Source organism: Pseudomonas sp. PS01300, from assembly GCF_029960155.1.
Classification (GTDB): domain Bacteria; phylum Pseudomonadota; class Gammaproteobacteria; order Pseudomonadales; family Pseudomonadaceae; genus Aquipseudomonas; species Aquipseudomonas palmensis.
The window spans coordinates 71399-94954 of the sequence record NZ_JASCPN010000015.1 but is presented as its reverse complement, the minus strand read 5'-3'; the positions used below and the strand labels follow the sequence as shown (position 1 = coordinate 94954).

Sequence of the window (23556 nt, the reverse complement as noted above, 5' to 3'; positions counted from 1 at the left end):
GATATGTGTAAACCAGCCAGCCCCTCGGCGGGCACGGCGGGGGCCTCCGGGCATCCACCAGCCCCGTAGGCGCCGGCCTTGCCAGCGAAGAGTGACGCTCAATACACATCCCGCCGGTACCGCCCCAGCTCGATCAACTGCTCAAGCTCTTCAGCCCCCAGCACCTCGGCCAGCACCGCATCCACACCCGCCGCCATGCCTTCAAGGCTGCCACAGATATAGATCGACGCTCCCTCCGCCAGCCATCGGCGCAGCTCATCAGCCTGTTCGCGCAGCCGATCTTGCACATACACCTTCTGCGCCTGGTCCCGCGAGAACGCCAGGTCCAGCCGCGCCAGTTCACCACTTGCCAGCCAGCCCTGCAGTTCCTCCTCGCACAGGAAGTCATGCGCCCGGTTACGCTCGCCAAACAGCAGCCAGTTGCGTTGCTCGCCGTCCACGATTCGCGCCCTCAGCAGGCTGCGCAACCCGGCCAGCCCGGTACCGTTGCCGATCAGGATCATCGGTGCCGGAGCCGTCGGCAGATGGAAACCGCTGTTGCGGCGCAACCGCACGCTCACGCTCGCGCCCAGCGCCAGGTGTTCGGTCAGCCAGCCCGAGCCCAGGCCCAGCGTGCCGTCCGGATGACGCTCCTGGCGCACGATCAGCTCCAGCACACCGTCACTGGCAATCGAGGCGATGGAGTATTCGCGCGCTGCCACCGGGATCAACGCATCCACCAGCGCCTGCGCGTGCAGGCCGATCAGGTGGCCGCGGCTGGCCGGCAACAACCGCCCGCCCAGTGCATGGTCCAGGCGCTCCTCCAGGCCGTCCACACGCACAGGCGTGTGAGGCTCAAGGCCAAGCCCGTCGAGCAACGCCTTGACCGTCGAACCGGCATTGCGCGGCAGTACATCGACCAGGTCCCCGGCATCCCAGCGCTCTGGCTGCGACGGTTGCAGGCCGAGCAAGTACACCGGTGCGCCCTGGCTGCCAGGGTTGAGCAGCTCGCGCCGGGTCAAGGTCCAGGCGCTGAACTGCGGCGGCTGCCAGGCAGACAGCGGCGCTGCGCCGGTCAATGCCGCCAACTGCTGCTGCCATTGCTGCAAGGCAGCAGGATCTGCACTGTCGACTTCCACGGCAGAGAAACTGGCGGTGGCACCGCGAGCCTCCAGCCAGTGCTGCAAGCTGCGCGCAAAACCGCAGAAATGCGGGTACTGGCGGTCTCCCAGTGCGAGCAGGGCGTAGTTCAGGTTACCCAGCGTCCACGGCTGGCCAAGCACCTTGCGCTCGAAGCCTCGGGCGCTGTCCGGCGCCTCGCCGTCGCCAAAGGTGCTGACCACGAACAGCGCGCGTTGCGCCTGCTGCAGATCGGTTTCGGTCAGCGTCGCCAGGGGCTGCACGCGCACCGCCAGGCCCGCCGCCTGCAGTTGCCCGGCGCTCTGCCAGGCCAGTTGTTCGGCGAAGCCGCTCTGGCTGGCAAACCCCACCAGCCATCCGTTGCCTGTGTCGCCGGCCGGGTTCAGGCCCTTGCGCGCCTCGCGTACCTGGCGCTTCTTGCGCCTGCGGTCCAGGTACAGCAGCCAGCCGGTGATGAAGAACAGCGGCATGCTCAGGCTGGCGAGGGTCACCAGGATGCGCCCGGTGAGCCCGAAGTAGCTGCCCACATGCAGGGCATACACGCTGGCCAGCAGCTGCGCCTTGAACGACTTGTCGGTGTAGCGATCGTGCTGGCGTACCACGCCGGTGGCCGGGTCCAGGCTCAGGGTGTTGAGCGCGCGCTCGTGCTCGGCGTTGTCGAGCAGGTAGAACAGGGTGGCGGGCTGGCCGCCGGCCGGTGGCAGGCGCAGGTTGTAGGTGCGCAGGCCCGGGCCGGCCGCTGCCTGCAGGCTGGTCCAGATGGCGTCGTAGTCCACCACCAGCGGCGCCGCATCCTTGCCGGGTGCGGGCGGGCGGCCACGGCCTTCGCCGCGCTTGCGCTGTTCGCCAGCGGCCGGTGCATCGCCCAGCAACCGGTTCAGCCCCTCGCGGTACCACTCGTAGGACCAGAACAACCCGGTCAGGGCAAACAGCAGGTAGAACAGCAGGCACCAGGTACCGGCCACCGCGTGCAGGTCCCAGTTGAAGGCACGACCTTTCTTCGCCCAGTCCAGGGTCAGCCAGGTTCGCCAGTTCAGCGCCTGACGCGGCCAGCGCAGGTACAGCCCCGACAGGCAGAAGAAGATCAGCATCAGGGTACAGGCGCCGGTGATCTGCCGGCCGGTGTCGCCCATGGCGAGGAAGCGGTGCAACTGCAGCATCAGGTCGAAGAACCCCTGGCCACTGACCGGGGGCTGCAGCTTGCCGGTGTAGGGGTCGGCATAGCGCAGGGTGCCGCGGCGCTCGCCCGGCGGTGGGGTGAAGAAGATGCGCGCAGCTTCGTCGCTGCGCACGTTCACCCACAGCATCGACACCTTGTCGCCCTGTTCGGCCTCGACGCGGCGCACCAGTTCGGCCGGCGGCAGCACGCCTTCGTCGCGCACCTGCACCTTGAGCACCTGTGGGTTGAACAGGCGCAGCAATTCGTCCTGGAACGACCAGGTTGCCCCGGTCACTCCCATCAGCGCCAGCACCAGCCCGGCGGTGATGCCGAAGAACCAGTGCAGTTGAAACAGGCTTTTCTTCACCACATCGACCACCTTGTGTTGCGGGTTGCGTGAATGCGCCGCGCATTATGCCTTGATACACAAATGCCCCGATCACCGAAGTGAACGGGGCCGGGCCTGCCAGCTGCCGTCAGAAGTGGAAGCTGGTGGTCAACAGCGCCGTGCGACCGGCCGCCTGGTTGGCGTAGTGCGCCGCGTAGGCCTTGTCGTAGTAGACCTCGTTGGTGAGGTTCTGCACGTTCAGCTGCAGGTCGACGTTCTTGGTCAGCTTGTAGCTGGCCATGGCGTCGTAGCGCCAGTACGAATCGACCATCACGCTGTTGGTCACGTTGCCGAACACGTCGTCGACGTAGAAGGCACCACCGCCGAGGGTGAGTTTTGGCGTGACGTTGTAGGTGGTCCACAGGGTCAGGCTGTTGTTCGGCGTGTTGGGCATCTGGTTGCCGTCGTTGTAGCCGTCCACCAGCACACCGCCGACCGACTGCGCGCCACCGTCGACCAGCTTGGCGTCCATGTAGGTGTAGCCGGCGAACACCTGCCAGTCATTGGTCAGCTTGCCGGTGGCGGTCAGCTCCAGGCCATCGACGCGGCTCTTGCCGGCGTTCTGGTAGGTGTTGGCATCGACCAGTACGCGGGCGTTTTCCTTCTCGGTGCGGAAGATCGCGGCGGTCAGGTTCAGACGCTGATCGAGCAGGTCCCACTTGGTGCCGATTTCGTAGTTGGTGGTCTCTTCGGCCTTCAGGTCGCTGGTGGTGGTCGGCGTCAGCAGCGGGTTGCCGTCGCTGCCTTCACCCAGCGAAGCGCCGGCCGGGGTGGCCGAGGTCGCATACGAGATGTACACGCTGCCGTTGTCGGTCGGCTTCCAGGTCAGGCCCAACTGGCCGGTCACGAACTCGCTGGTGTCTTCGGTCTTGAAGCTGGTCGCACCACCCGCCACCTTGGTCTTGGCCTTGGTGTCGAAGTGGTCGTAGCGCAGGCCCATGGTCAGCAGCCAGGCCGGGTTCAGCTCCAGGGTATCGGTCAGGTAGATGGCGCGGGTGCTGCTGGTGGTGTCGGCGCCGGCATCGGTACGGGTCACGTCGCCGCCCCAGGCCTCGTTCGGGTTGGGATTGGGGAACGAGGTGCACACACCCGGGATCTGGCCGGTGGCCGAAGAGCAGTTGCCGGAACGGAAGCCGGTGATGTCGTAGCCTTCCTTGGTGGAGGCCTCGCGGCTCAGCTCGATACCGGTGGAGAAGGTGTTCTTGAACCCGCCGATGTACACCTCGCCGAACAGGTCGGTCTGGTTGGTGGTGGTGCGGGTGTTGGCCACGCGGTTGTTCGGGCGGCGCCAGACTTCACCGTTGAGGATGTTGCCCTTGCTGTCGTCGGGCTGGCTGTAGATGAAGTCTTGCAGGGTGTTGCCGTGGCGCAGGGTGTTCTTGAGGGTCAGCGCATCGTTCAGGTCGTGCTCGACGGCGATGGTCGCGATATCGGCACGGGTCTTGTAGAAGTCGCGATCGACCAGGCCGTAGTAGTTGCTGCTGCGGCCGCCATCGTCAGGCTTGTCCGGGTTGGCCGAGGTGCGCCCGGCGGTGCTGCCCGAGCGCAGGCCGTAGGGGATGCCCGAATCCGGCAGGTCGTCGCTCTCCACGTGGTAGTAGTCCAGGCTCACGCGGGTCGGGGTACCCAGGCCGAATACCAGGGACGGGGCCACGCCCCAGCGGTCGTAGTTGACCTCGTCGCGACCGGCCACGTTGCTTTCGTGGCTCATCAGGTTCAGGCGAAACGCTGCGGTGTCGAGGAACTGGTAGTTGCCATCGAAGGTGTAGCGCTTGGTCTGGTCCGAGCCCCAGGTGAAGGCACCGTCGGTGCTGTTGCCCAGGTGGGCCTTCTTGGTCACCAGGTTGATGGTGCCACCGGCTGCACCGCGCCCGCCGATGGTCGAGTTGGGGCCCTTGGCCACTTCAACCGATTCGATGGCGAAGATCTCGCGGGTCTGCGAGCCCACGTCACGCACGCCGTCCAGGTACATCGAGCCTTGCGAGTCGAAGCCGCGAATGAAAGGGCGATCGCCCGACGGGTTGCCGCCTTCGCCGGCGCCCATGGTGATGCCCGGCACGGTACGCAGGGCATCCTGCAGGGTCAGGGCGTTGGTGTCCTTGATGACCTGTTGCGGCACCACGGTCACGCTGCGCGGGATGTCCACCAGCGGCGCCGTGTACTTCTGCGATGAGGACTTCTCGACCTTGTAGTCGGTGCTGGCGGTATCGGCCTGGCCATTGATGCTGGTGGCATCCAGCGCGATCGAGCCGCTTGTGGCCGGGGCTGCGTCGGCCGCATAGGCCAGGTGGCCGGCGGACGTGGCGCTCAACGCGACCCCGATGGCAGAAGCAAGCAGGCGTGGTGAACTGACAGCGGTAGGCACGTAATGGCGCGACATCGGAAGGTCCCCAAGGTGTGAAGGCGCCGAAATATAATGTAAACAAATATGAGTAACAATTGAGATCAATTGCTATTCGTACTGAATTTACATTCTTTACACCTTTGTGTGGCGGTTTATGCCTGCTGAAACGTCCCGCCCCTCGCAAGGGGCTTGTACTGGTTCAATAAGAATCAATACCATTGACGCCCTTTAGCCGACCCCTGGTGCCTGCGCCATGCTTTTACACATTCCCGGCCTGTTCACCCGCGAAGAAGTGCAGCGTATTCGCCAGGCGCTGGAGCAGGCCGATTGGGCCGACGGCAAGATCACCGCGGGCTACCAGTCGGCCAAGGCCAAGCACAACCTGCAGCTGCCCGAGGCGCACCCGCTGGCCAAGGAAATCGGCAGCGCGATGATCGAGCGCCTGTGGAGCAACCCGCGCTTCATGTCGGCGGCGCTGCCGTTCAAGGTGTTCCCGCCGCTGGTCAACTGCTACCGCGAAGGGGGCAGCTTCGGCTTTCACATCGACAACGCCATTCGCCAGCCGCGCGGCAGCCATGAGCGGGTACGTACCGACCTGTCGTCGACGCTGTTCTTCAGCGACCCCGACGAATACGACGGTGGCGAGCTGGAGATCCAGGACACCTATGGCCTGCAGCAGGTCAAGCTGGCGGCAGGCGACATGGTGCTGTACCCCGGCACCAGCCTGCACAAGGTCAACCCGGTAACCCGCGGGGCGCGCTATGCGGCGTTTTTCTGGACCCAGAGCATGGTGCGCGAGGACAGCCAGCGGGCCTTGCTGTTCGAGATGGACAACGCCATCCAGCAGCTCACGGTGGATGTGCCCGACCACCCGTCGCTGATTCAGCTCACCGGCACCTACCACAACCTGCTGCGCCGCTGGGCAGAGGTCTGAGCCGTGACCTTCAGCCTGCGTCGCGAAGAACAGGTCGATATCGACCAGTTGCATCAACTCATCGAACACAGTCCGGGCAAGGCGGCCCAGGCCCTGCTGGCGGCTGCCGCGCAGAACGTTGTCGAGGCCCAGCTGCTGCTGGGGCAGATCCTGCTCGACGGGCGTGGCATCGAGCAGGACCCGGCACTGGCGCGGACCTGGTTCGGCATTGCCGCCCGCCAGGGCAGTGCGATGGGGCACAACATGCTCGGGCGCTGCCTGGAGCATGGGTGGGGAGGGCAGGCCGACCTGGCGGCGGCGGCCGGTCACTACCGTGCGGCCGCTGCCGCAGGGCTGGACTGGGGGCAGTACAACCTGGCCAACCTGCTGGCCACGGGGCGGGGGGTGGGCCAGGACCATGCTGCGGCCCTGCACCTGTATCAGCAGGCCGCCCACGCCGGCCACGCCAAGTCGATGAACCTGCTGGGACGTTACCTGGAACAGGGGCTGGCCTGCGCGGCCGACCGGCACGCCGCCATGCACTGGTACCGTCTTTCTGCCGAGGCCGGCGATTTTCGCGGGCAGTTCAGCCATGCGGCGATCCTCGCCGAGCAAGGCCACATGGAGCAGTCGCTGGTGTGGCTGCAAAAGGCCCTGGAGCAGGGTAACGGCAACTTCCTGCGTGCTGCAGTGGCCAGCCTGGAGCAGGCCGAGCAGCCGCAGATCCAGGCGATGGCGGGGGCCTATCGGCAGCGTCTGGAGCAGGTGTCGCGGCAGGCCACGGAAAGCCTTCACTCTCGGGTTTAGCCTGCCGCCTTTCTATGCTCGATCACTCCCATGCTTCTCAAGGAAGATCGACCATGAACAGCAACCACCGTCTTGCCAGTCACCCGGGCCTTGCCTGCGCAGGGGGTCGCCATGAGTGACACCTGGAATTTCTCATTCATCGCCAGCCTCTACTCGGTGACGCCGGGCCACAAGGGCCGTATCGGTATCAGCCTGGTCGAAGGCGGCATCGACAACGATGGCTGGTTGCAGGTGATGACCGACACCCGGCTCATCAAGCCGGTCAATTTTCGTTTCGACTACGTCTCCCACACCGACCGGCGCATTACCTACAACATCTCCAGCTCTTCGGATACCGGGTTCTATCGGGGCGCGGCGGTGGGCAAGAACTTCAATCACTATGTGGGCCTGTTCCCGGGGGGTACCAGCGAGCCCTGGCTGGTCAAGCCCTTGGGGGAGTGGGGCGACCATGACGTGCTGCGACTGAAGCTCTATGACACCTACGAGTGCAGCATCGGCAACTACCGTCACTCCGACGGCATGGATTACCTGAATGTGATCAGCGGGGAGAACCTCGAGTTCGAGGCACATGTACTGCGTGTGCTGAGCTGACCGCGTGGGCCCATGAAAAAAGGCGACGGTAGCAACCGTCGCCTTTCGTGTGCAGCTGACCCGTGGTTACAGGTAGTACGCCTTCAGCGGCGGGAAGCCGTTGAACTCCACCGCGCTGTAGCTGGTGGTGTAGGCGCCGGTCGACAGCCAGTACAGGCGGTCACCGATGGCCAGGTTCAGCGGCAGGCCGTACTTGTAGTGTTCGTACATGATGTCGGCGCTGTCGCAGGTCGGGCCGGCGATCACCACCTCTTCCATCTCGCCTTTCTTCTCGGTCCAGATCGGGAACTTGATCGACTCGTCCATGGTTTCGATCAGGCCGGAGAACTTGCCCACGTCGGTGTATACCCAGCGCTCCACGGCGGTACGCGACTTGCGCGCCACCAGCACCACTTCGCTGACCAGGATGCCGGCGTTGGCAATCAGCGAGCGGCCAGGCTCCAGGATGATTTCCGGCAGGTCGTCGCCGAAGTCTTCCTTGAGAAAGCGAATGATCTCTTCGGCGTAGGTTTCCAGGCTGTTGGTACGGGTGATGTAGTTGGCCGGAAAGCCGCCACCCATGTTGATCAGCTTGAGCACGATGCCGTCTTCTTCCTTCAGGCGCTCGAAGATCACCTTGACCTTGGCGATGGCCGCATCCCACACGCTGATGTCGCGCTGCTGCGAACCCACGTGGAAGGAGATGCCGTAAGGCACCAGGCCCAGGTCGCGGGCCAGGATCAGCAGGTCCATGGCCATGTCGGTCTGGCAGCCGAACTTGCGCGACAGCGGCCAGTCGGCGGTGGTGGAGCCTTCGGTAAGGATGCGTACATACACTTTCGAGCCCGGTGCGGCCTTGGCGATATTGCGCAGGTCGGCTTCGGAGTCGGTGGCGTACAGGCGCACGCCCTTCTCGTAGAAGTAGCGGATGTCCTTGGATTTCTTGATGGTGTTGCCGTAGCTGATGCGCTCCGGGCCGATGCCGCGGGCCATCACCTTGTCCAGCTCGTAGATCGAGGCGATGTCGAAGTTCGAGCCCTTGTCCTTGAGCAGGTCGATGATTTCGACCGCAGGGTTGGCCTTGACCGCGTAGTACACCTTGGCGAATTCGAAACCGGCGCGCAGGTCGTCATAGGCCTTGCTGATCATGGCCGTGTCGATGAGCACGAACGGGGTTTCTTGCTTGTCGGCGAACGCCTTCATTTTGTTGAAGGTATCGCGTGCGAAGTAGTCTTCGACCTGGATCGACATGCTGGGGGACTCCATGGGCAAACTGAATGAATAAGTGGCTGCAACTGAGCGCCCTCCGTATCCCCACTTTGGTTCGCCTACTTCCCAAGGCATGTCGCCGAAAGCAAAAAGGTCAACCGGGTCGCAGAAGCTGCGCAGCGGGTGACCTTGCTGTCTCGTCGTCAGTACTTGAGCCGGATGGATCGTTTCCAGCATGGACGCTCGGCGCGAACTTTAGGACCTGAAGGATTCAAGATCAACAAAAAATCTCGCGTTTTTTCGCTACGCTGACGCACGTTGCAGACACCCCTCGTTTTAACCGACCCGGATGACAGGCAGATGTTCCCGAAGTTTTGCGAAGCGTTAAAAATACCCGCACGTTCGCAGCTTTTGCAGGCCAACTCAGCTAAAACAACGATGGCGTCAACTTCGGCGACGATGGCCCCAAAAGGTTGGGCAAGCGCACGCAAACAGCTTGAACGGGCAGGGCACGGGCACCGTTCACAGCGGGGCGTGTGTGCATATTTTTAGCCGCTCGCATGGGCGCTGTTGCAGGGCAATCGCCCGGCGGTGATTGCCGGGTTTAATAAGAAACATTACTATTCGCAACCTCCCTCCCGCCTAGCGACGACCCCCGCACCGTGTCTCGACACAAAGGCTTCCTCGACCACTACCATGAGCTGATCGGCACCTGGACACGCAAGCTGCGCAGTCGTCAGCAGGCCGAGGACCTCGCGCACGATGCCTTTGTGCGGGTGCTGGAAAACCCCGCCCTGCCAGTCGAGCAGCCGCGCGCCTATCTGCACCAGACGGCACGCAACATTGCCGTGGACGGCTACCGGCGCGAAGACCGGCGCCAGGCCCTGGAGCAGGAAGGGCTGGACCTCTCGCCCACCCCGGGCGATGACCCCGAGGCCTATGTGCATGCACTGGAGCTGGCCGACAGCGTGGAACGCGCCCTGGCCGAGCTGCCGCTCAACTGCCGCAAGGTGTTCATCTGGCAGAAGCTCGAAGGCCTGACCCAGGCCGAGATCGCCGAGCGCATGGGCTTGACCAAGAACATGGTCGAAAAGTATATGATCCGCACGCTCCGGCATCTGCGTGAGCACCTGGATGTGTCAACGAGATGAGTCAGGCAAATGTTTTCATGAATCAGGGCACATGCCCCTGCGGCGATGACGCCGTGCGCGACCAGGCCGCCGAATGGTTCGCCCGTGGCCGCGATGCGCCCCTGACGCCCCAGCAGCAGGCGCAACTGCATGCCTGGCTGGCGCAGCACCCCCAGCATAAATACGAGTACGACCTGCTCGGGCGCCTGTGGGGCGCGGCCGACCTGCTGCCGCGCGAGCGCCTGCAGGCCTTGTGTGCGCCCGACCCGGTACGCCAGCTGCCGCGTCGACGCCTGTTGCGCCAGGCCCTGGCAGCCAGTGTGGTGGCGGTCGCGGCAGGGCTTGGCTGGTTCGGCTGGCAGCAGCACCAGCTCAATTACCAGGGCCAGATGCAGACCGGCCTGGGCGAGCGTCGCCAGCTCGACCTGCCCGATGGCTCGCGCCTGGAGCTCAACGGCCGCACGCGGGTGCAGGTGAGTTTCAGTGCCGGGCAGCGGGACATTCGCCTGGAGCAGGGCGAGGTGATGTTCAGCGTTGCCCATGATACGGCCCGCCCCTTCGTGGTCAGCACCGGCCATGGCAAGGTCACGGTCACCGGTACGCGCTTCGATGTGCGCCGCGACAGCGAGCAGACCCGCGTGGCGGTCGAGCAGGGTTCGGTGCGCGTGCAGGGCGACGGCCAGGCGCAGGCGCTGCTGAGCGCCGGCCTCGGCTCGCACATCGATGCCCATGGCGCGGTGGCAGCGCCCTATACGGTGGACGCCGCCGCGTTGACCGCCTGGCGCGGCGGCAAACTGGTGTTCAACGATGTGCCGCTGGGCGAGGTGGTGCGCGAGGTCTCGCGCTACCGCGAACACCCGCTGCGCGTGGCTCCCGGCAAAACGGCGGCGCTGCGCCTCAGCAGCAGCTTCAGCACCGATGACACCGACGCCCTGCTGCGCGCCTTGCCCAGCATCCTGCCGGTGGCCATCAAGGCCCATGCCGATGGCTCGCAAGAAATAATCGCAAAATAGATTCAGGTTTTTTCCCCGTTGTTCGTCTTCCTGCCCAACTGCAACTGCCAAGCATTTTCATTCGCAGGCGGTGGCCGATTTTCTGACCCTCAGGACTTCTCGACGACGTGAACAACAACAAGGTTTCCAAACGCTGGCTGCCGCTGGCACTGGCATTGGCCGTCAGCGGCGGCATCGCCAACAGCTACGCCGATTCGGCACCCACCAGCATCCAGATCCAGGCCCAGCCGCTGGCCGCGGCACTGGGCCAGCTGGGCCGGCAGACATCGCTGCAACTGTTCTTCAGCCCCGACCTGGTGGCCGGCAAGCAGGCCCCGGCGGTGTCCGGCAACCTGGCCCCCGAACAGGCGCTGCAGGCCCTGCTGCAGGGCAGCGGGCTGACCTACGAGATTTCCCAGGGCACCGTGGTGCTGCACGCGGCGCAGCCGGTGAGCACGGCGCCCGGCACCCTGGAGCTGGCGCCTACCGACATCAGCATGGTCGGCGACTGGCTGGGCGACGCTCAGGAAAGCGTGGTGCAGAACCACCCCGGTGCGCGCACCGTGGTACGCCGTGAAGCCATGGTCGAGCAGGGCGCGCTGAGCGTGCGCGACGTGCTGCGCGGGGTGCCGGGTGTGCAGGTGCAGGACTCCAACGGCACCGGCGGCAGCGACATCGCGCTGAACGTCGGCGTGCGCGGGCTCACCTCGCGCCTGTCGCCGCGTTCCACGGTGCTGATCGATGGCATTCCCGCCGCATTCGCCCCGTATGGCCAGCCGCAGTTGTCGATGGCGCCGATTTCCTCGGGCAACCTGGACAGCATCGACGTGGTGCGCGGCGCAGGCTCGGTGCGCTATGGGCCGCAGAACGTCGGCGGGGTGATCAACTTCGTCACCCGAGCCATCCCCGAGAAGGCCACCGGCGAGCTGGGCACCACGATCCAGACCTCGCGTCATGGCGGCTGGAAGCACATCGAGTCGGCCTTCCTTGGCGGCACCGCCGACAATGGCCTGGGTGCGGCGTTGCTGTACTCCGGGGTCAAGGGCAATGGCTACCGCAGCAGCAACAACAGCAACGACATCGACGACGTGCTGTTCAAGACCCACTGGGCGCTGACCGACCGTGACGAGCTGTCGCTGAACTTCCATTACTACGATGGCAAGGCCGACATGCCCGGCGGCCTGACCCAGGCCCAGTTCGACAAGAACCCCTACCAGTCCGACCGCGACCACGACAACTTCACCGGTCGGCGCAAGGATGTCTCGCTCAAGTACCTGCGCCAGATCGACGACGTGACCCAGTTCGAGGTGCAGACCTACTACACCGACAGCTTCCGTGGCAGCAGCATTGCCGCGCGCGACCAGCAGACGCTGTCGTCGTACCCGCGCAGCTACCACACCTTTGCCGTCGAGCCGCGCCTGTCGCGGGTGTTCGTCACCGGCCCGGCCACCCAGGAGGTCAGCGTCGGTTATCGCTACCTCAAGGAAGCCATGCACGAGCAGGCCACGCGCCTGGCGCTGATCGACAACGTGCCCACCGTGACCCCGGAATCCGACGGCCACGTGTACCAGGACCGTACCGGCGGCACCGAGGCCAGCGCCTACTACATCGACAACAAGATCGACGTGGGCAACTGGACCATCACCCCGGGCGTGCGTTTCGAGCACATCAACACCGACTGGAACGATCGCCCGGTCATGGGCCTGGGCAACAAGCCGGTGGTGGCCAAGAGCCGCAGCGTGACCAGCAACGAACCGCTGCCGGCATTGAGTGTGATGTATCACCTGTCCGATGCGTGGAAGCTGTTCGCCAACTACGAGACCTCGTTCGGCAGCCTGCAGTACTTCCAGCTGGGCCAGGGCGGGCAGGGCGACCAGACCGCCAACGGCCTGCAGGCCGAGAAGGCCAAGACCTACGAGATCGGCACGCGCTATGACAACGGCAACTGGGGCGGCGAGCTGACCGCGTTCTACATCGACTTCGATGACGAGCTGCAGTACATCAGCAACGACGTGGGCTGGACCAACCTGGGCGCGACCAAGCACCAGGGCATCGAGGCCTCGATGCACTACGACCTGGCAGGGCTGGACCCGCGTCTGCAGGGCTTGAGTGCGAACGCCGGCTTCACCTACACCCGCGCCACCTATGAAGGGGCGATCCCGGGCTTCGAAGGGCGCGACCTGCCGTTCTACTCACGCCAGATCGCCAATGCCGGGCTGCGTTACCAGGTGGACCGCTGGACCTGGAATGTGGACGCCTATGCGCAATCCAAACAGCGTGCTCCGGGTACCGGCATGACCAGCAAAGGTGCCTTCACCGGCGACTACATCACCGAACCGACGGCTGATGGGCAGTATGGCGACATTCCGGGGTATGTGACCTGGAGTGCGCGGGGCGGGTATGACTTTGGTGCGCAGCTGTCGAACCTGAAGCTGGCGGCGGGGGTGAAGAACATCTTCGACAAGCAGTTCTTCACCCGTTCCAGCGACAACAATTCGGGGATCTACCTGGGCGAGCCGCGCACGTTCTATGTGCAGGCCAGTGTAGGGTTCTGACAACGCCTTCGCTACGCCGATCGCACAGGCCATGGCCTGCCGGACCGGCGTTGTCAGCCTTGTCTGTTCGGCAGTAGATCGCGGTGGAGCTATTCAGGCCACCGCCTCAGCCGGCGACACGATGCTGGTCTTCATGCCCCGCGAACGCCCCGAACTCAGGTACGCGGCAATCGATTCCTGGGTGACCTCGCCCAGGAACACGTTCTCGGCGTCCAGCACCGGCAACCACGAACGGTTGAACTCGTACATGCGCGACAGCAGGATGCGCAGGTGCTCGTCATGCGCGGCGGTGGCGTTGAAGGTGCGCAGGAAGTCCGCGCAGGTGCCCTGCTGACGGTGCAGGTCGCGCCGGCGCACATAGCCCATCGCCTTGTTCTGGCCATCGGTGACCACCACGTAGCGACGGTCATGTTCGTCCATCAGCTCCAGCGCATCGGCCACCGACGTCTCGGGGCTCACCGATGGCGCGTTGTCCGCCGCATCCTCGGCACGCACCAGCAGCAGGCGCTTGAGGGTGCTGTCCTGGCCCACGAAGTTGCTCACGAAGTCATCTGCCGGGTGCGCCAGCAAGGTGTCGGGGTGGTCGATCTGGATCAGCTTGCCGGCGCGGAAGATGGCGATCTTGTCGCCCAGCTTGATCGCCTCGTCGATGTCGTGGCTGACCATGATCACGGTCTTGTTCAATGCACGCTGCATCTCGAAGAATTCGTTCTGGATCATCTCGCGGTTGATCGGGTCGACCGCACCGAACGGCTCGTCCATCAGCAGCAGCGGCGCATCCGCCGCCAGCGCGCGGATCACGCCGATACGCTGCTGCTGGCCACCGGACAGTTCACGCGGGTAGCGGTGCAGGTACTGCTTGGGCTCGAGCTTGATCATGCTCATCAGCTCGCGGGCCCGCTCGTGGCACTTGTGCTTGTCCCAACCGAGCAGGCGCGGCACCACGGTGATGTTCTCCTCGATGGTCATGTTGGGGAACAGGCCGATCTGCTGGATCACATAGCCGATGGTGCGACGCAGCGTCACCGCGTCCAGGTCGGTGGTGTCTTCGCCATTGATCAGCACCTTGCCCGAGGTGGGCGCGATCAGGCGGTTGATCATCTTGAGGGTGGTGCTCTTGCCGCACCCGGACGGGCCGAGGAACACGCAGATCTCGCCTTCGTTGACCGTCAGGCTTACCGAGTCGACGGCCTTTACGTCCTTGCCGTTGCTGTGGAAGGTCTTGCACAGGTTCTGAAGTTCGATCATTTGAGCAGTCCTTTTGGAGTCAGCGAGCGTTGCAGGGCTTGCAGCAGCAGGTCGGCGAAGATGGCCAGCAGGCTCACCAGCACGGCGCCGACCAGCAGCATCGACATGTCGCTGCGGCTGATGGAGGTCAGGATAAGTACGCCAAGGCCACCGGCACCGATGGTCGCGGCAATGGTCATCACGCCGATGTTCATCACCACGGCGGTGCGTACACCAGCCAGAATCACCGGTACCGCAATCGGCAGCTCGACCATGCGCAGGCGCTGGCCGAAGGTCATGCCGATGCCGCGGGCGGCTTCGCGTATGCCGGGCTCGACGTTGGTCAGCGCCAGGTAGGTGTTGCGCAGGATCGGCAGCAGTGAATACAGAAACACTGCGGTGATCGCCGGCAGCGGGCCCAGGCCCTGGCCGAACTTGGAATAGAACGGCAGCAGCAGGCCGAACAGGGCGATCGACGGCACGGTCAGCAGCACCGTGGCGCTGGCCTGCAGAGGCCCGGCAAGCACAGGAAAGCGGGTCATCAGGATGCCCAGCGGTACGCCGATCAGAATGGCCAGGGTGACCGCGATGCCGACCAGGGTGATGTGCTCCCAGGTCAGTTGCAGCACCTGGGCCCAGTCCAGGTGGGCGAAGGTATCAAGCAGACTCATGGTTGCTCCTCGGCAGGTGGATGCTGGCGCAGGTAGACGGCGGCGACTTTGCTCGGGCTCTGGTGCTCGACGTCCACCTTGGCATTGAGCTGGCGCATGGTCTCGTCATCCAGTTGCTCGGCCAGCGGCTTGAGCAGGCCGGCCAGTTGCGGATGGGCGTCGAGTACGGCCTGGCGCACCACCGGGGCGGCGGTGTAGTCGGGGAAGTAGTGCAGGTCGTCATCCAGCAGCTTGAGGTCGAAGGCGCTCAGGCGCCCGTCGGTGGTGTACACCAGCCCGCTGAACACCTGGCCGTTGCGCAGCGCGGTGTACACCAGCCCGGCGTCCATCTGGCGGATGTCGCGGCGGGTGAACTGCAGGTCGTAGGTCTGGGTCAGGCCCACCAGGCCGTCGGGGCGGTTGGCGAACTCGGTGTCCAGCGCCAGTACATGGCTGCGGTCGGGCTCGTCGCGCAGCACCTGATTGAGCTGGCTGATGCTGTTGACCTGCGGGTACTGCTCGGCGATGTTGCGCGGCAGCGCCAGGGCATAGGTGTTGCTGAACTTCGAGGGTGCCAGCCACACCAGGCCCTTCTTCGCGTCCAGCTGCTTGACCCGGGCGTAGGTGGCCTCGGCGCTGTCCATGCGTTCGTCGATATGGTTGTAGGACACCAGCGACACGCCGGTGTATTCCCACACCATGTCCAGTTGGCCGCTTTCCTGCGCGCTGCGCGCCAGGGTGCTGCCCAGGCCGCCGGTGATGCGCACGTCGAAGCCGTGGCTGCGCAGGTACTGCGCGGTGATTTCGGCCAGCACGGTCTGTTCGGTGAACACCCGCGCGCCGAGGCGGATCAGGGGTTTGTCGGCGGCCTGGGCGAATCCTGCGAACAGCAGGGCCGCGCCCAGCAACAAGGCGATTCTTTTCATGGGGGTTCCTTCGCTTAGTTGGCCAGGCCGCGTTCGAGCCAGCGGCGACTGCATTGGCTGACCAGCGCATCGAGCAGCAGGGCGAGCAAGGCCGTGGTGGCGGCGCCCAGCAACAGTTGCGGCTGGTTGTTAAGGGCGATGCCGGGGAAGATCAGGCTGCCCAGGCTGTTGGCGCCGATCAGGAACGACAGCGGCGCGGTACCCACGTTGATTGCCAGTGCCACTCGAATGCCGCCGACGATGATCGGTACCGCATTGGGCAGCTCGACCCGCCACAGCGTCTGGCGCGGGGTCATGCCGATGCCGGTGGCGGCTTCCTTGAGCGAGGCGGGGACGTTTTTCAGGCCTTCGTAGGTGTTGCGCACGATGGGCAGCAGGGAGGCGAGGAACAGCGCGAAGATTGCCGGGCCTGCGCCGATGCCCAGAAAGCTCAGGGCGATGGCCAGAACGGCCAGGGGGGGAACGGTGTTGCCAATGTTGAAGATCTGCATGAAGCGTTCGGCGCGGTCGACCCGGTGCGGTCGACTCAAGGCAATGCCGGCGGGGATACCCACGGCCAGCGCCGCCACCATCGAGCACGCCACCAGCATCAGGTGCGCTTGCAGGTAGAACCACAGATCGGCGCGGTAGTGCGCGATCGTATCGATGCCGATCCAGTGGATCAGCAGGGCCAGGATGACGAGCGCGGCGGCCCATCCCATCAGCCCCTTGCCATAGCGTTTAGCCACAGGCGGACTCCTTTTTTTGTCGGCGGGCACACTCCCGTGGCGGCTGCCGGTCCAGGCAGCAGGCAGTGTGATCGCGATAAGCAGCGGGTCGCTCCGGTAGAGCGGAACACGCCATGAGCGCAGCCTCGTCAGGCGCATGTTGCCGATGAAACCCACCCTGACGAACGGTTGAAAACCGTATACGTAACATCTCGTAACAGGGCAGTGGACGTCTCCGCAGTTGCAAAGGTTCCCATCCGAAGCGGCATTTGGCCAGCGCAGATCGACCCAGTGGTTCAGTTAGGGGGTGAGTTTGGGCTATAATCGCCGCCCTTTTTTGAATCTCCAGTCAGGCGATTTCCCATGACCAACCAGGCCGCCGAAGTCGCGAAACGCCGCACCTTCGCCATCATTTCCCACCCCGATGCGGGTAAGACCACCATCACCGAGAAGCTGCTGCTGATGGGCAAGGCGATTGCCGTCGCCGGTACGGTGAAATCGCGAAAGTCCGACCGCCATGCCACCTCCGACTGGATGGAAATGGAAAAGCAGCGCGGCATCTCCATCACCACCTCGGTGATGCAGTTCCCGTATCGCGACCATATGGTCAACCTGCTCGATACCCCCGGCCACGAAGACTTCTCCGAAGACACCTACCGCACCCTGACCGCAGTGGACTCGGCGCTGATGGTGCTCGACGGCGGCAAGGGCGTAGAGCCACGTACCATCGCCCTGATGGACGTGTGCCGTCTGCGTGACACGCCCATCGTCAGCTTCATCAACAAACTCGACCGCGACATCCGCGACCCGATCGAGCTGCTCGACGAGATCGAGGCGGTTCTCAAGATCAAGGCCGCGCCGATCACCTGGCCGATCGGCTGCTACCGCGACTTCAAGGGCGTGTACCACCTGGCCGGTGACTACATCATCGTGTACACCCCGGGCCACGGCCACGAGCGTACCGAGGTGAAGATCATCGAGAAGCTCGACTCGGACGAAGCCCGCGCCCACCTGGGTGACGAGTACGAGCGCTTCATCGAGCAACTGGAACTGGTGCAGGGCGCCTGCCATGAGTTCGACCAGGACGAGTTCATCAACGGCCAGCTGACCCCGGTGTTCTTCGGTACCGCGCTGGGCAACTTCGGTGTCGATCATGTGCTCGACGCGGTGGTCGACTGGGCGCCACGTCCGCTGCCACGTGTGGCCCATGAGCGCACCGTGGAGCCGACCGAAGAGAAGTTCAGCGGCTTCGTGTTCAAGATCCAGGCGAACATGGACCCCAAGCACCGCGACCGCATCGCGTTCATGCGCATCTGCTCGGGCAAGTACGAGAAGGGCATGAAGATGCGCCACGTGCGCACCGGCAAGGACCTGCGCATCGGCGACGCACTGACGTTCTTCTCGTCCGAGCGCGAGCAGCTCGAAGAGGCGTTCGCCGGCGACATCATCGGCCTGCACAACCACGGCACCATCCAGATCGGCGACACCTTCACCGAGGGCGAGAGCCTGGGCTTCACCGGTATCCCGCACTTCGCCCCTGAGCTGTTCCGCCGCGTGCGCCTGAAGGACCCGCTCAAGTCCAAGCAGCTGCGCCAGGGCCTGCAGCAACTGGCCGAAGAGGGCGCCACCCAGGTGTTCTTCCCCGAGCGCAGCAACGACATCATCCTCGGCGCCGTGGGTGTGCTGCAGTTCGACGTGGTCGCCAGCCGCCTGAAGGAAGAGTACAAGGTCGAGTGCGGCTACGAGCCGATCACCGTGTGGTCGGCGCGCTGGATCAGCTGCGACGACAAGAAGAAACTCGAGGAATTCAGCAACAAGGCCGTGGAAAACCTGGCCATCGACGGTGGCGGTCACCTGACCTACCTGGCGCCGACCCGGGTCAACCTGGCGCTGATGGAAGAACGCTGGCCGGACGTGAAATTCCGCGCCACCCGCGAACACCACTGAGTTTTCGCACACCCCACGCCCGCGCAGCCCCCTGGCTGCGCGGGCGTTTTCGTTTCAGCCCCCCGCCGCCGGTGGGCGATGGCTTGCCTGGCCCAGGCGGTAGACCAGCAGGGTCAGCGAGTCGGCGTTCTTGAGCATGATTCGCGAGCGCACCACCGCATCGTCCAGAAAGCGCTGGCGCGCGACCGCCAGGTCACGGGTGTCGGCGATCTTGAGGATCAGGCTCAGGCCCTTGTTGTCGTCGCGGGTGATGTCGCGTCGGGTACCGTCGCGTGAGCGCACCACGAACAGGCGCCGGGCCGGTGAACGGTGAGAGAACGCCTCGTCGTGCTGGCGCCTGAGCCAATCCTGCTGCTCGCCGGGCATGAGCAGGTCGGCAAATGCCAGCGAGGCATCCAGGTAGCGCATGTCGCGTGTGTCATAGGCGATATGCGAGAACTCGTGCAGCAGGCAGTTGGCACGCGCAATGGCATCGGCTTCCTGCCAGGACAGCTCGGGCCTGAGCTGGAGCCTGCCCAGGTAGCTGACGTCGAAATAGGCGTCCAGCAGAAACAGTTGCCGGAGCGGGTCATGGGGCGAGGTGAAGGCGATGCCGGTGTAGTTGCCGATATTGCTGGCCAGGATGTAGCGCCTGGACGTGGCGACCGAATAGTCCTGCGAGGTCATCAGTTCGAAGAGTTTTTCCACCGGTTCGCGTACGCGCTGCAGCAGGGCTTCGTCGGGTTCGACGCCGAAGAAATCGCTGAGGATCGTGCGGGTCTGTGCCGGCATGCGTTGCACCGGGCTGGCCTGCTGCAGGTTGTCCAGGCAGATGCCCAGGTAGTCGAGCGCCGTGCGGTGTGCCTGGCGCAGCATGCGCGCACGGGCCGGCATGAGTCGCTGGATCTGGCGCATGCCCACGGCCCGGATGACGATATCGTTGCCGGCCATCACCTGACGCGAGGCCCACCCGCCCAGCCTGCCGATGATGCCACCACTTAGCACGGGTATGGCCTGCTGCGGGTCGATCTGCCAGCGGCCGTTGCCTTCGCTGAGCAGGCGTGGCCCTGGTTCGTCGATGTCCGGCGCACTCAGGTGCCAGCGCTGGTCCAGCTGGCGAACGCCGTACACCTTGCCCTCCAGGCAGGCGAACTGCGTCTGGCCATCGACGTCGGTATAGATCTGCTCGCGGCTGGTCAGGCCATCGAGGGACTGCTGCGGCACTTCGTAGGCGGACAGCCGCTGGTGCGACGCCTGCCCCAGGCGCCGCCAGAATTCGCCTTCGTCGGCCGGCAGCGCGCCAGGGCCCTGTTCGCGCACGCCATGCCCGGCCAGCAGGCCCTGCACCAGGGTGCAGGTCAGTTCCGACAAGGACTGTGCCCAGTCGCCCGAGGGGCGCTCGGCCAATTGCAGCAGCGACAGTTCGCCCTGCCACGCGGCCAGCAGCAGGCCGATGCGGCCGGGGATGAACAGGGTCAGTTGGCTCCAGAGCAGCCCGAGTACCTCTTTCAGGGTGGCCCAGCGGGCTTCGGCGGTACTCACCAGTTGCGTATGGGCCATGCCCTGCAGCAACGCTGCATTGGTCTCGAACAGGTACTGCAGGGCGTTGCCATGCACCGGGCGCCAGGCCAGGGTCACCGGCTGCTGGGCATACAGCGGCAGCTCGAAATCGAATTCGGCGCTGTAGGGCAGGTGGGCCTCGGTGAACCCACCGTGGTCGTAGCGCGGGCGCATCGTGTCGGGCATGCAGGCCAGTATCCGGGCCTGCAGGGCCGGCACGCTGCGAAGCTGCTGCAGCAGGTCGGCCGAACTGCTGAAGGCCTGGAACAGACCGCCGGCCTGGTACGGCGTGTACATCACCACGGGGCCGGGCGCGGGGCTGGCGTACATGAACAGGTACACCCCGGGCACGGTATCGGGGGGCAGGCCGCTGTCGGCGATCAGTTCCAGGGGCACCAGTTGTGCGGCGGGGGCTGGCAGCTGGTCACGGGCGGTGGCGTCGGGCTGCTCGACGACGGCGCGGATGCACTCGACGTCGGCTGCGCCCAGTTGCCCCTGGAGCCGGGCGCGCCACGCCGCCTCCAGCAGTTGCCCCGGCAATTGCCGGCAGAACAGCCGCAGGCGCCTGGGGTAGCTCGCATGGTTGCGGTCCAGTTGCTCGGCCAGCAGCTGGCGATAGCCTTGACCCAGGTCCAGTTCGCGCACCAGCGCCCGCAGGTAGGCGGCATCGATGCGCGCAGGCACGGTCATGTCGCCCTCGAGCGTGATTGCGGTGATGGCGTGGTCCCAGTCGCGGTAATGGTTGAGCGCGTAGTCGACCAGGGTCTGGCGATGCTGGATGCTGGCGGCCGCTTCGCCTGTGGGGACCTCACCGGTGGGCGGCAACGCGGTGACCCAGCGCGTGGTGGTGATCAACAGCTGGTCGGCAGGGTAGCGGCCGGCCGCGAAGTCCTGGTCCAGGCGGGCCTGGACCCGTTGGCGGGCATAGTCAGTCACCGCCGGGATGTCGAACAGGTAGTCCTGTGATGACGGGCTTTGCAGCAGGTTGCGCCCCAGAACCTGCAGGTAGCCGTACTGTTCGCTGGGGACGGCCTGCGCCAGCCAGTCAGGCAGTTGGGCACGCAGGCGCCGGGCACTGGCCAGGCGCTGCAGACGCTGCAGGTAGCGCAGTGTGCCAGGCGTGTCGAGCGTGCTGCGCAGCAGGTCGGGCAGGTGCGCGGCAGGCAGGCCGCGCCGGGTGAGCCGGTCGAAGGCGCGCACCGTTGCGGCCACGTCGTGTTCGGCCTGCCAGCTCTGCAGGTGGTGCGCAGGTGCGCCTGCCAGCGCCAGCCATTGAAAGCGTTGCGCGGCGGGGTAGCGCGCTGCGACGGCCTGCTCCAGCGCCAGGCGCGAGGTGAATGCGGCAAAGCCCTGGTCGAGGGTCCACAGCAGCCACAGATCGGGCTGTGCCTCGAGCGGCTGGCGGGTCAGCAGCAGGACCTCGCTGCTGGGTGCCTGGTCCAGGGCCAGTTGCCAGGCCCAGGCCGGCGCTGCCGGCGAGGGCGCCGGAAACAGGGCGGCGTGAATCAGCGCGCGTGCCGGGGCTGGCAGCAGGCTGTCGTGGTCGAGCAGGCGGTATTCGAGGGTCAGGGCCAGTTGCCACAGGTGCTTGAGGTACGTGCGTCGCTGCGCTTGATACTGCGTCAGGGCGCTCGCCAGTTGGCTGGCGGTGGCATCGGCGACCTGTGCGACAGCCTGTCGGGCCAGCGCCAGGTCGAGCGCAGGCAAGGCCACAGGCTGTTCGGCCACCACCGGGCCGCTGACCAGCCAGCGTTCATCCAGCGAGGTACCGATACCGCCGAGACGCTGCCACACCAGTTCGGCCAGGCTCAGCCAGGTGCGCCCGGCGCCGGGCTGGCCCAGGCGTACCTGGGGCACTGGCGGGCCCTTGTCCAGCACTGCGGCAAGGGCCTGGTCGAGCCCTGCCGCAGTCACCGTCTCCAGGCCTGGTACCTCTTCGAACAGTGCCTGCGCGTGGCCGGCCAGTGCGCTCACCAGCCGGTTCAGTTCCTCCAGGCCAGCGCCGGCTGCCTGTGCCGACGCTTGCAGCCGGGCCAGGGTGGCCGGGCTGTCGTGGGCGTGGGGCGAGGTGCCCAGGCGTGCGAGTTCGCCGGCCAGTCGACTGTCGAGGTCCAGCGCCTGGCGGCATGCCTGATAACCGTCCTGGCCGCTGTCAGGGCGCAGTTGTGTTTCGATGTCCTGTTGCTGGGCGCTCAGCACCTGGCCAACCCAGCTGTCCAGTGCAGGGGCGGCCAGCGGTTGCAGGTGCAGGGCGCTGATGCGCAAGGCGCCCAGTTGGCTCTGCCGCGATGGGCTGACCATCGGGCGCCAGCTGTCGCGTAACCGGGGGTCGGTCAGCGACGATAACAACGCCCGCTTGCTGGCATGGCGCTCCAGCCCGCGTGCAGCACACCAGGTGAACACCGGGCCGGCACGGGTGTCGAGCGCGAGCACGCCCTCAAGCAGTTGGCTGTGGCCTTGCGCGGTGGTGACGTTGAGGCTGAACGCCTGCAGGGGCGAGAGGGCCTCGGTGTCCAGCCATTGCAGCAGCGCTGCATGGTCGGTTTCGGCAAGGGCGCCGGCCCAGGCCTGGCGCGTGATCGCCTCGCGCACGCGCGCGCCCATCAGGCGGGCCAGTTGCCGGGCCGGGGTTTCGCTGCCGGCCTTGGCGGTATGCCAGTACCGGTGCAGTTGCCGTTGGCAGTCGCGTGCCGCCGCCAGGCGCTGCGGCGCCGCTGCAGCGGTAGCGGTGGTGGTGGTGGTGGTGGTGGTGGTGGTGGTGGTGGTGGTGGTGGCCAGGGCCTGCTCCCATAACGAGTCGGCTGGCGGCTGGCCCAGTACCTGCTGCTGCAGCTCGCCCAGCGCCTGGCCCTGGCGAGCGGCGATGACCACCATCAGGTACTCGAACACCTCGTCCTCCAGCCGTTCGACCTGAACATCCACGATGCCGCCCTGGCCTGCCAGCAGGCGATCCCTGGGGGCGATGTAGTGCAGCAGTACGTGCGGGTGGCCGCTGCTCAGCAGTTCAACGAGGTGGTGCTTGAGCTGGGTACGGTCTTCGAAGCGCAGCAGCCCCAGCAACGGGTGGTAGAAAAAAACACGGGGGTGCGTGCTGCGGCTCAGCAGCAGGCTGGCGGTCAGTTCGCTGGCGTGGGCGCTGGCGGTGATCGCGCTCAGGCGGTCGATTCGCGGCGCGTCGGGCCCTGGCGCCTGCAGCCAGCCTTGCAGCCAGCGATGCTCCTCGTCATCGAGGCTGTCTCGGGCCTGTGCCAGGTGATCGGCAAAGCGCTGGCGCAGCGCAACGCGGTGAAAGTACGGCAGGGTCTTCAAGGGCATGGTGTGTGCTCGGCAGTGGGTGGGCGCCGGGCAACAGGCGGGCTGCGCTGTTGCCCCGG

The 23556-nt window shown here is 65.5% G+C and carries 15 protein-coding genes; 7 read left to right on the top strand and 8 right to left on the bottom strand.

Going from position 1 to position 23556, the window contains the following annotated elements:
* Nucleotides 1-98: 98 nt before the first annotated feature.
* Nucleotides 99-2648, bottom strand: coding sequence for a sulfite reductase flavoprotein subunit alpha (locus tag QMX96_RS10800; protein WP_123752923.1), 2550 nt, complete (start codon nucleotides 2646-2648; stop codon nucleotides 99-101).
* Nucleotides 2649-2754: 106 nt separating this feature from the next.
* Nucleotides 2755-5046, bottom strand: coding sequence for a TonB-dependent siderophore receptor (locus QMX96_RS10795; RefSeq protein ID WP_058541413.1), 2292 nt, complete (start codon nucleotides 5044-5046; stop codon nucleotides 2755-2757).
* 217 nt (nucleotides 5047-5263) lie between these two features.
* On the opposite strand from QMX96_RS10795, the gene QMX96_RS10790 reads away from it, so the two are divergent.
* From QMX96_RS10790 to QMX96_RS10780, 3 genes are all read left to right on the top strand, one after another.
* A complete protein-coding gene (locus QMX96_RS10790; RefSeq protein ID WP_043862512.1) occupies nucleotides 5264-5944 on the top strand; it encodes a Fe2+-dependent dioxygenase in 681 nt (226 codons plus the stop codon).
* A gap of 3 nt (nucleotides 5945-5947) precedes the next feature.
* On the top strand, nucleotides 5948-6730 hold the full coding sequence (locus tag QMX96_RS10785) for a tetratricopeptide repeat protein (RefSeq protein WP_054916404.1): 783 nt from the start codon (nucleotides 5948-5950) through the stop codon (nucleotides 6728-6730).
* A 111-nt stretch (nucleotides 6731-6841) separates the two neighbouring features.
* On the top strand, nucleotides 6842-7321 hold the full coding sequence (locus QMX96_RS10780; RefSeq protein WP_043862510.1) for a hypothetical protein: 480 nt from the start codon (nucleotides 6842-6844) through the stop codon (nucleotides 7319-7321).
* Nucleotides 7322-7387: 66 nt separating this feature from the next.
* Here QMX96_RS10780 and QMX96_RS10775 read toward each other — a convergent pair whose 3' ends face one another.
* Nucleotides 7388-8551 carry a type III PLP-dependent enzyme gene (locus tag QMX96_RS10775; protein WP_043862509.1) on the bottom strand — a complete coding sequence of 388 codons (1164 nt, stop codon included), beginning with the start codon at nucleotides 8549-8551 and terminating at the stop codon, nucleotides 7388-7390.
* Between the two features lie 620 nt (nucleotides 8552-9171).
* Between QMX96_RS10775 and QMX96_RS10770 the strand changes: the two genes are divergently transcribed.
* The 3 genes from QMX96_RS10770 (at nucleotide 9172) to QMX96_RS10760 (ending at nucleotide 13186) form a co-directional block, all read left to right on the top strand.
* Nucleotides 9172-9660, top strand: a complete 489-nt coding sequence (locus tag QMX96_RS10770; RefSeq protein ID WP_043862508.1) for a sigma-70 family RNA polymerase sigma factor — start codon at nucleotides 9172-9174, stop codon at nucleotides 9658-9660.
* Nucleotides 9661-9677: 17 nt separating this feature from the next.
* The gene (locus tag QMX96_RS10765) at nucleotides 9678-10652 is read left to right on the top strand and encodes a FecR family protein (protein WP_196932733.1); all 975 of its coding nucleotides are present in this window, start codon (nucleotides 9678-9680) and stop codon (nucleotides 10650-10652) included.
* Nucleotides 10653-10759: 107 nt separating this feature from the next.
* Nucleotides 10760-13186, top strand: coding sequence for a TonB-dependent receptor (locus tag QMX96_RS10760; RefSeq protein WP_043862506.1), 2427 nt, complete (start codon nucleotides 10760-10762; stop codon nucleotides 13184-13186).
* Nucleotides 13187-13279: 93 nt separating this feature from the next.
* Here QMX96_RS10760 and QMX96_RS10755 read toward each other — a convergent pair whose 3' ends face one another.
* From QMX96_RS10755 to QMX96_RS10740, 4 genes are read right to left on the bottom strand one after another with little or no spacing between them, the layout of a single operon-like run.
* A complete protein-coding gene (locus QMX96_RS10755; RefSeq protein ID WP_058541415.1) occupies nucleotides 13280-14434 on the bottom strand; it encodes an ABC transporter ATP-binding protein in 1155 nt (384 codons plus the stop codon).
* Nucleotides 14431-15084 (bottom strand): ABC transporter permease, encoded by a 654-nt coding sequence (locus QMX96_RS10750; RefSeq protein ID WP_043862504.1) that lies wholly within the window; start codon nucleotides 15082-15084, stop codon nucleotides 14431-14433. The genes QMX96_RS10755 and QMX96_RS10750 overlap by 4 nt, the downstream gene beginning before the upstream one ends.
* Nucleotides 15081-15989, bottom strand: a complete 909-nt coding sequence (locus QMX96_RS10745; RefSeq protein ID WP_282361776.1) for a glycine betaine ABC transporter substrate-binding protein — start codon at nucleotides 15987-15989, stop codon at nucleotides 15081-15083. Before QMX96_RS10745 ends, QMX96_RS10750 begins: the two co-directional genes overlap by 4 nt.
* A 14-nt stretch (nucleotides 15990-16003) precedes the next feature.
* Nucleotides 16004-16717 (bottom strand): ABC transporter permease, encoded by a 714-nt coding sequence (locus tag QMX96_RS10740; protein ID WP_282361775.1) that lies wholly within the window; start codon nucleotides 16715-16717, stop codon nucleotides 16004-16006.
* Nucleotides 16718-17059: 342 nt separating this feature from the next.
* Here QMX96_RS10740 and QMX96_RS10735 point away from each other — a divergent pair, with 342 nt between their 5' ends.
* Complete coding sequence (locus QMX96_RS10735; RefSeq protein WP_043862501.1) at nucleotides 17060-18643, top strand: peptide chain release factor 3; 1584 nt, start codon at nucleotides 17060-17062, stop codon at nucleotides 18641-18643.
* A gap of 54 nt (nucleotides 18644-18697) precedes the next feature.
* Here QMX96_RS10735 and QMX96_RS10730 read toward each other — a convergent pair whose 3' ends face one another.
* Nucleotides 18698-23497, bottom strand: a complete 4800-nt coding sequence (locus tag QMX96_RS10730) for a DUF6543 domain-containing protein (RefSeq protein WP_282361774.1) — start codon at nucleotides 23495-23497, stop codon at nucleotides 18698-18700.
* Between the last annotated feature and the right edge of the window lie 59 nt (nucleotides 23498-23556).

Excerpts from the sequence above, each read along its gene's own strand:
- QMX96_RS10795 (WP_058541413.1), bottom strand. The coding sequence starts at position 5,046 with ATGTCGCGCCATTACGTGCCTACCGCTGTCAGTTCACCACGCCTGCTT.
- QMX96_RS10790 (WP_043862512.1), top strand. The coding sequence starts at position 5,264 with ATGCTTTTACACATTCCCGGCCTGTTCACCCGCGAAGAAGTGCAGCGT.
- QMX96_RS10780 (WP_043862510.1), top strand. The coding sequence starts at position 6,842 with ATGAGTGACACCTGGAATTTCTCATTCATCGCCAGCCTCTACTCGGTG.
- QMX96_RS10775 (WP_043862509.1), bottom strand. The coding sequence starts at position 8,551 with ATGTCGATCCAGGTCGAAGACTACTTCGCACGCGATACCTTCAACAAA.
- QMX96_RS10765 (WP_196932733.1), top strand. The coding sequence starts at position 9,678 with ATGAATCAGGGCACATGCCCCTGCGGCGATGACGCCGTGCGCGACCAG.
- QMX96_RS10755 (WP_058541415.1), bottom strand. The coding sequence starts at position 14,434 with ATGATCGAACTTCAGAACCTGTGCAAGACCTTCCACAGCAACGGCAAG.
- QMX96_RS10750 (WP_043862504.1), bottom strand. The coding sequence starts at position 15,084 with ATGAGTCTGCTTGATACCTTCGCCCACCTGGACTGGGCCCAGGTGCTG.
- QMX96_RS10745 (WP_282361776.1), bottom strand. The coding sequence starts at position 15,989 with ATGAAAAGAATCGCCTTGTTGCTGGGCGCGGCCCTGCTGTTCGCAGGA.
- QMX96_RS10735 (WP_043862501.1), top strand. The coding sequence starts at position 17,060 with ATGACCAACCAGGCCGCCGAAGTCGCGAAACGCCGCACCTTCGCCATC.
- QMX96_RS10730 (WP_282361774.1), bottom strand. The coding sequence starts at position 23,497 with ATGCCCTTGAAGACCCTGCCGTACTTTCACCGCGTTGCGCTGCGCCAG.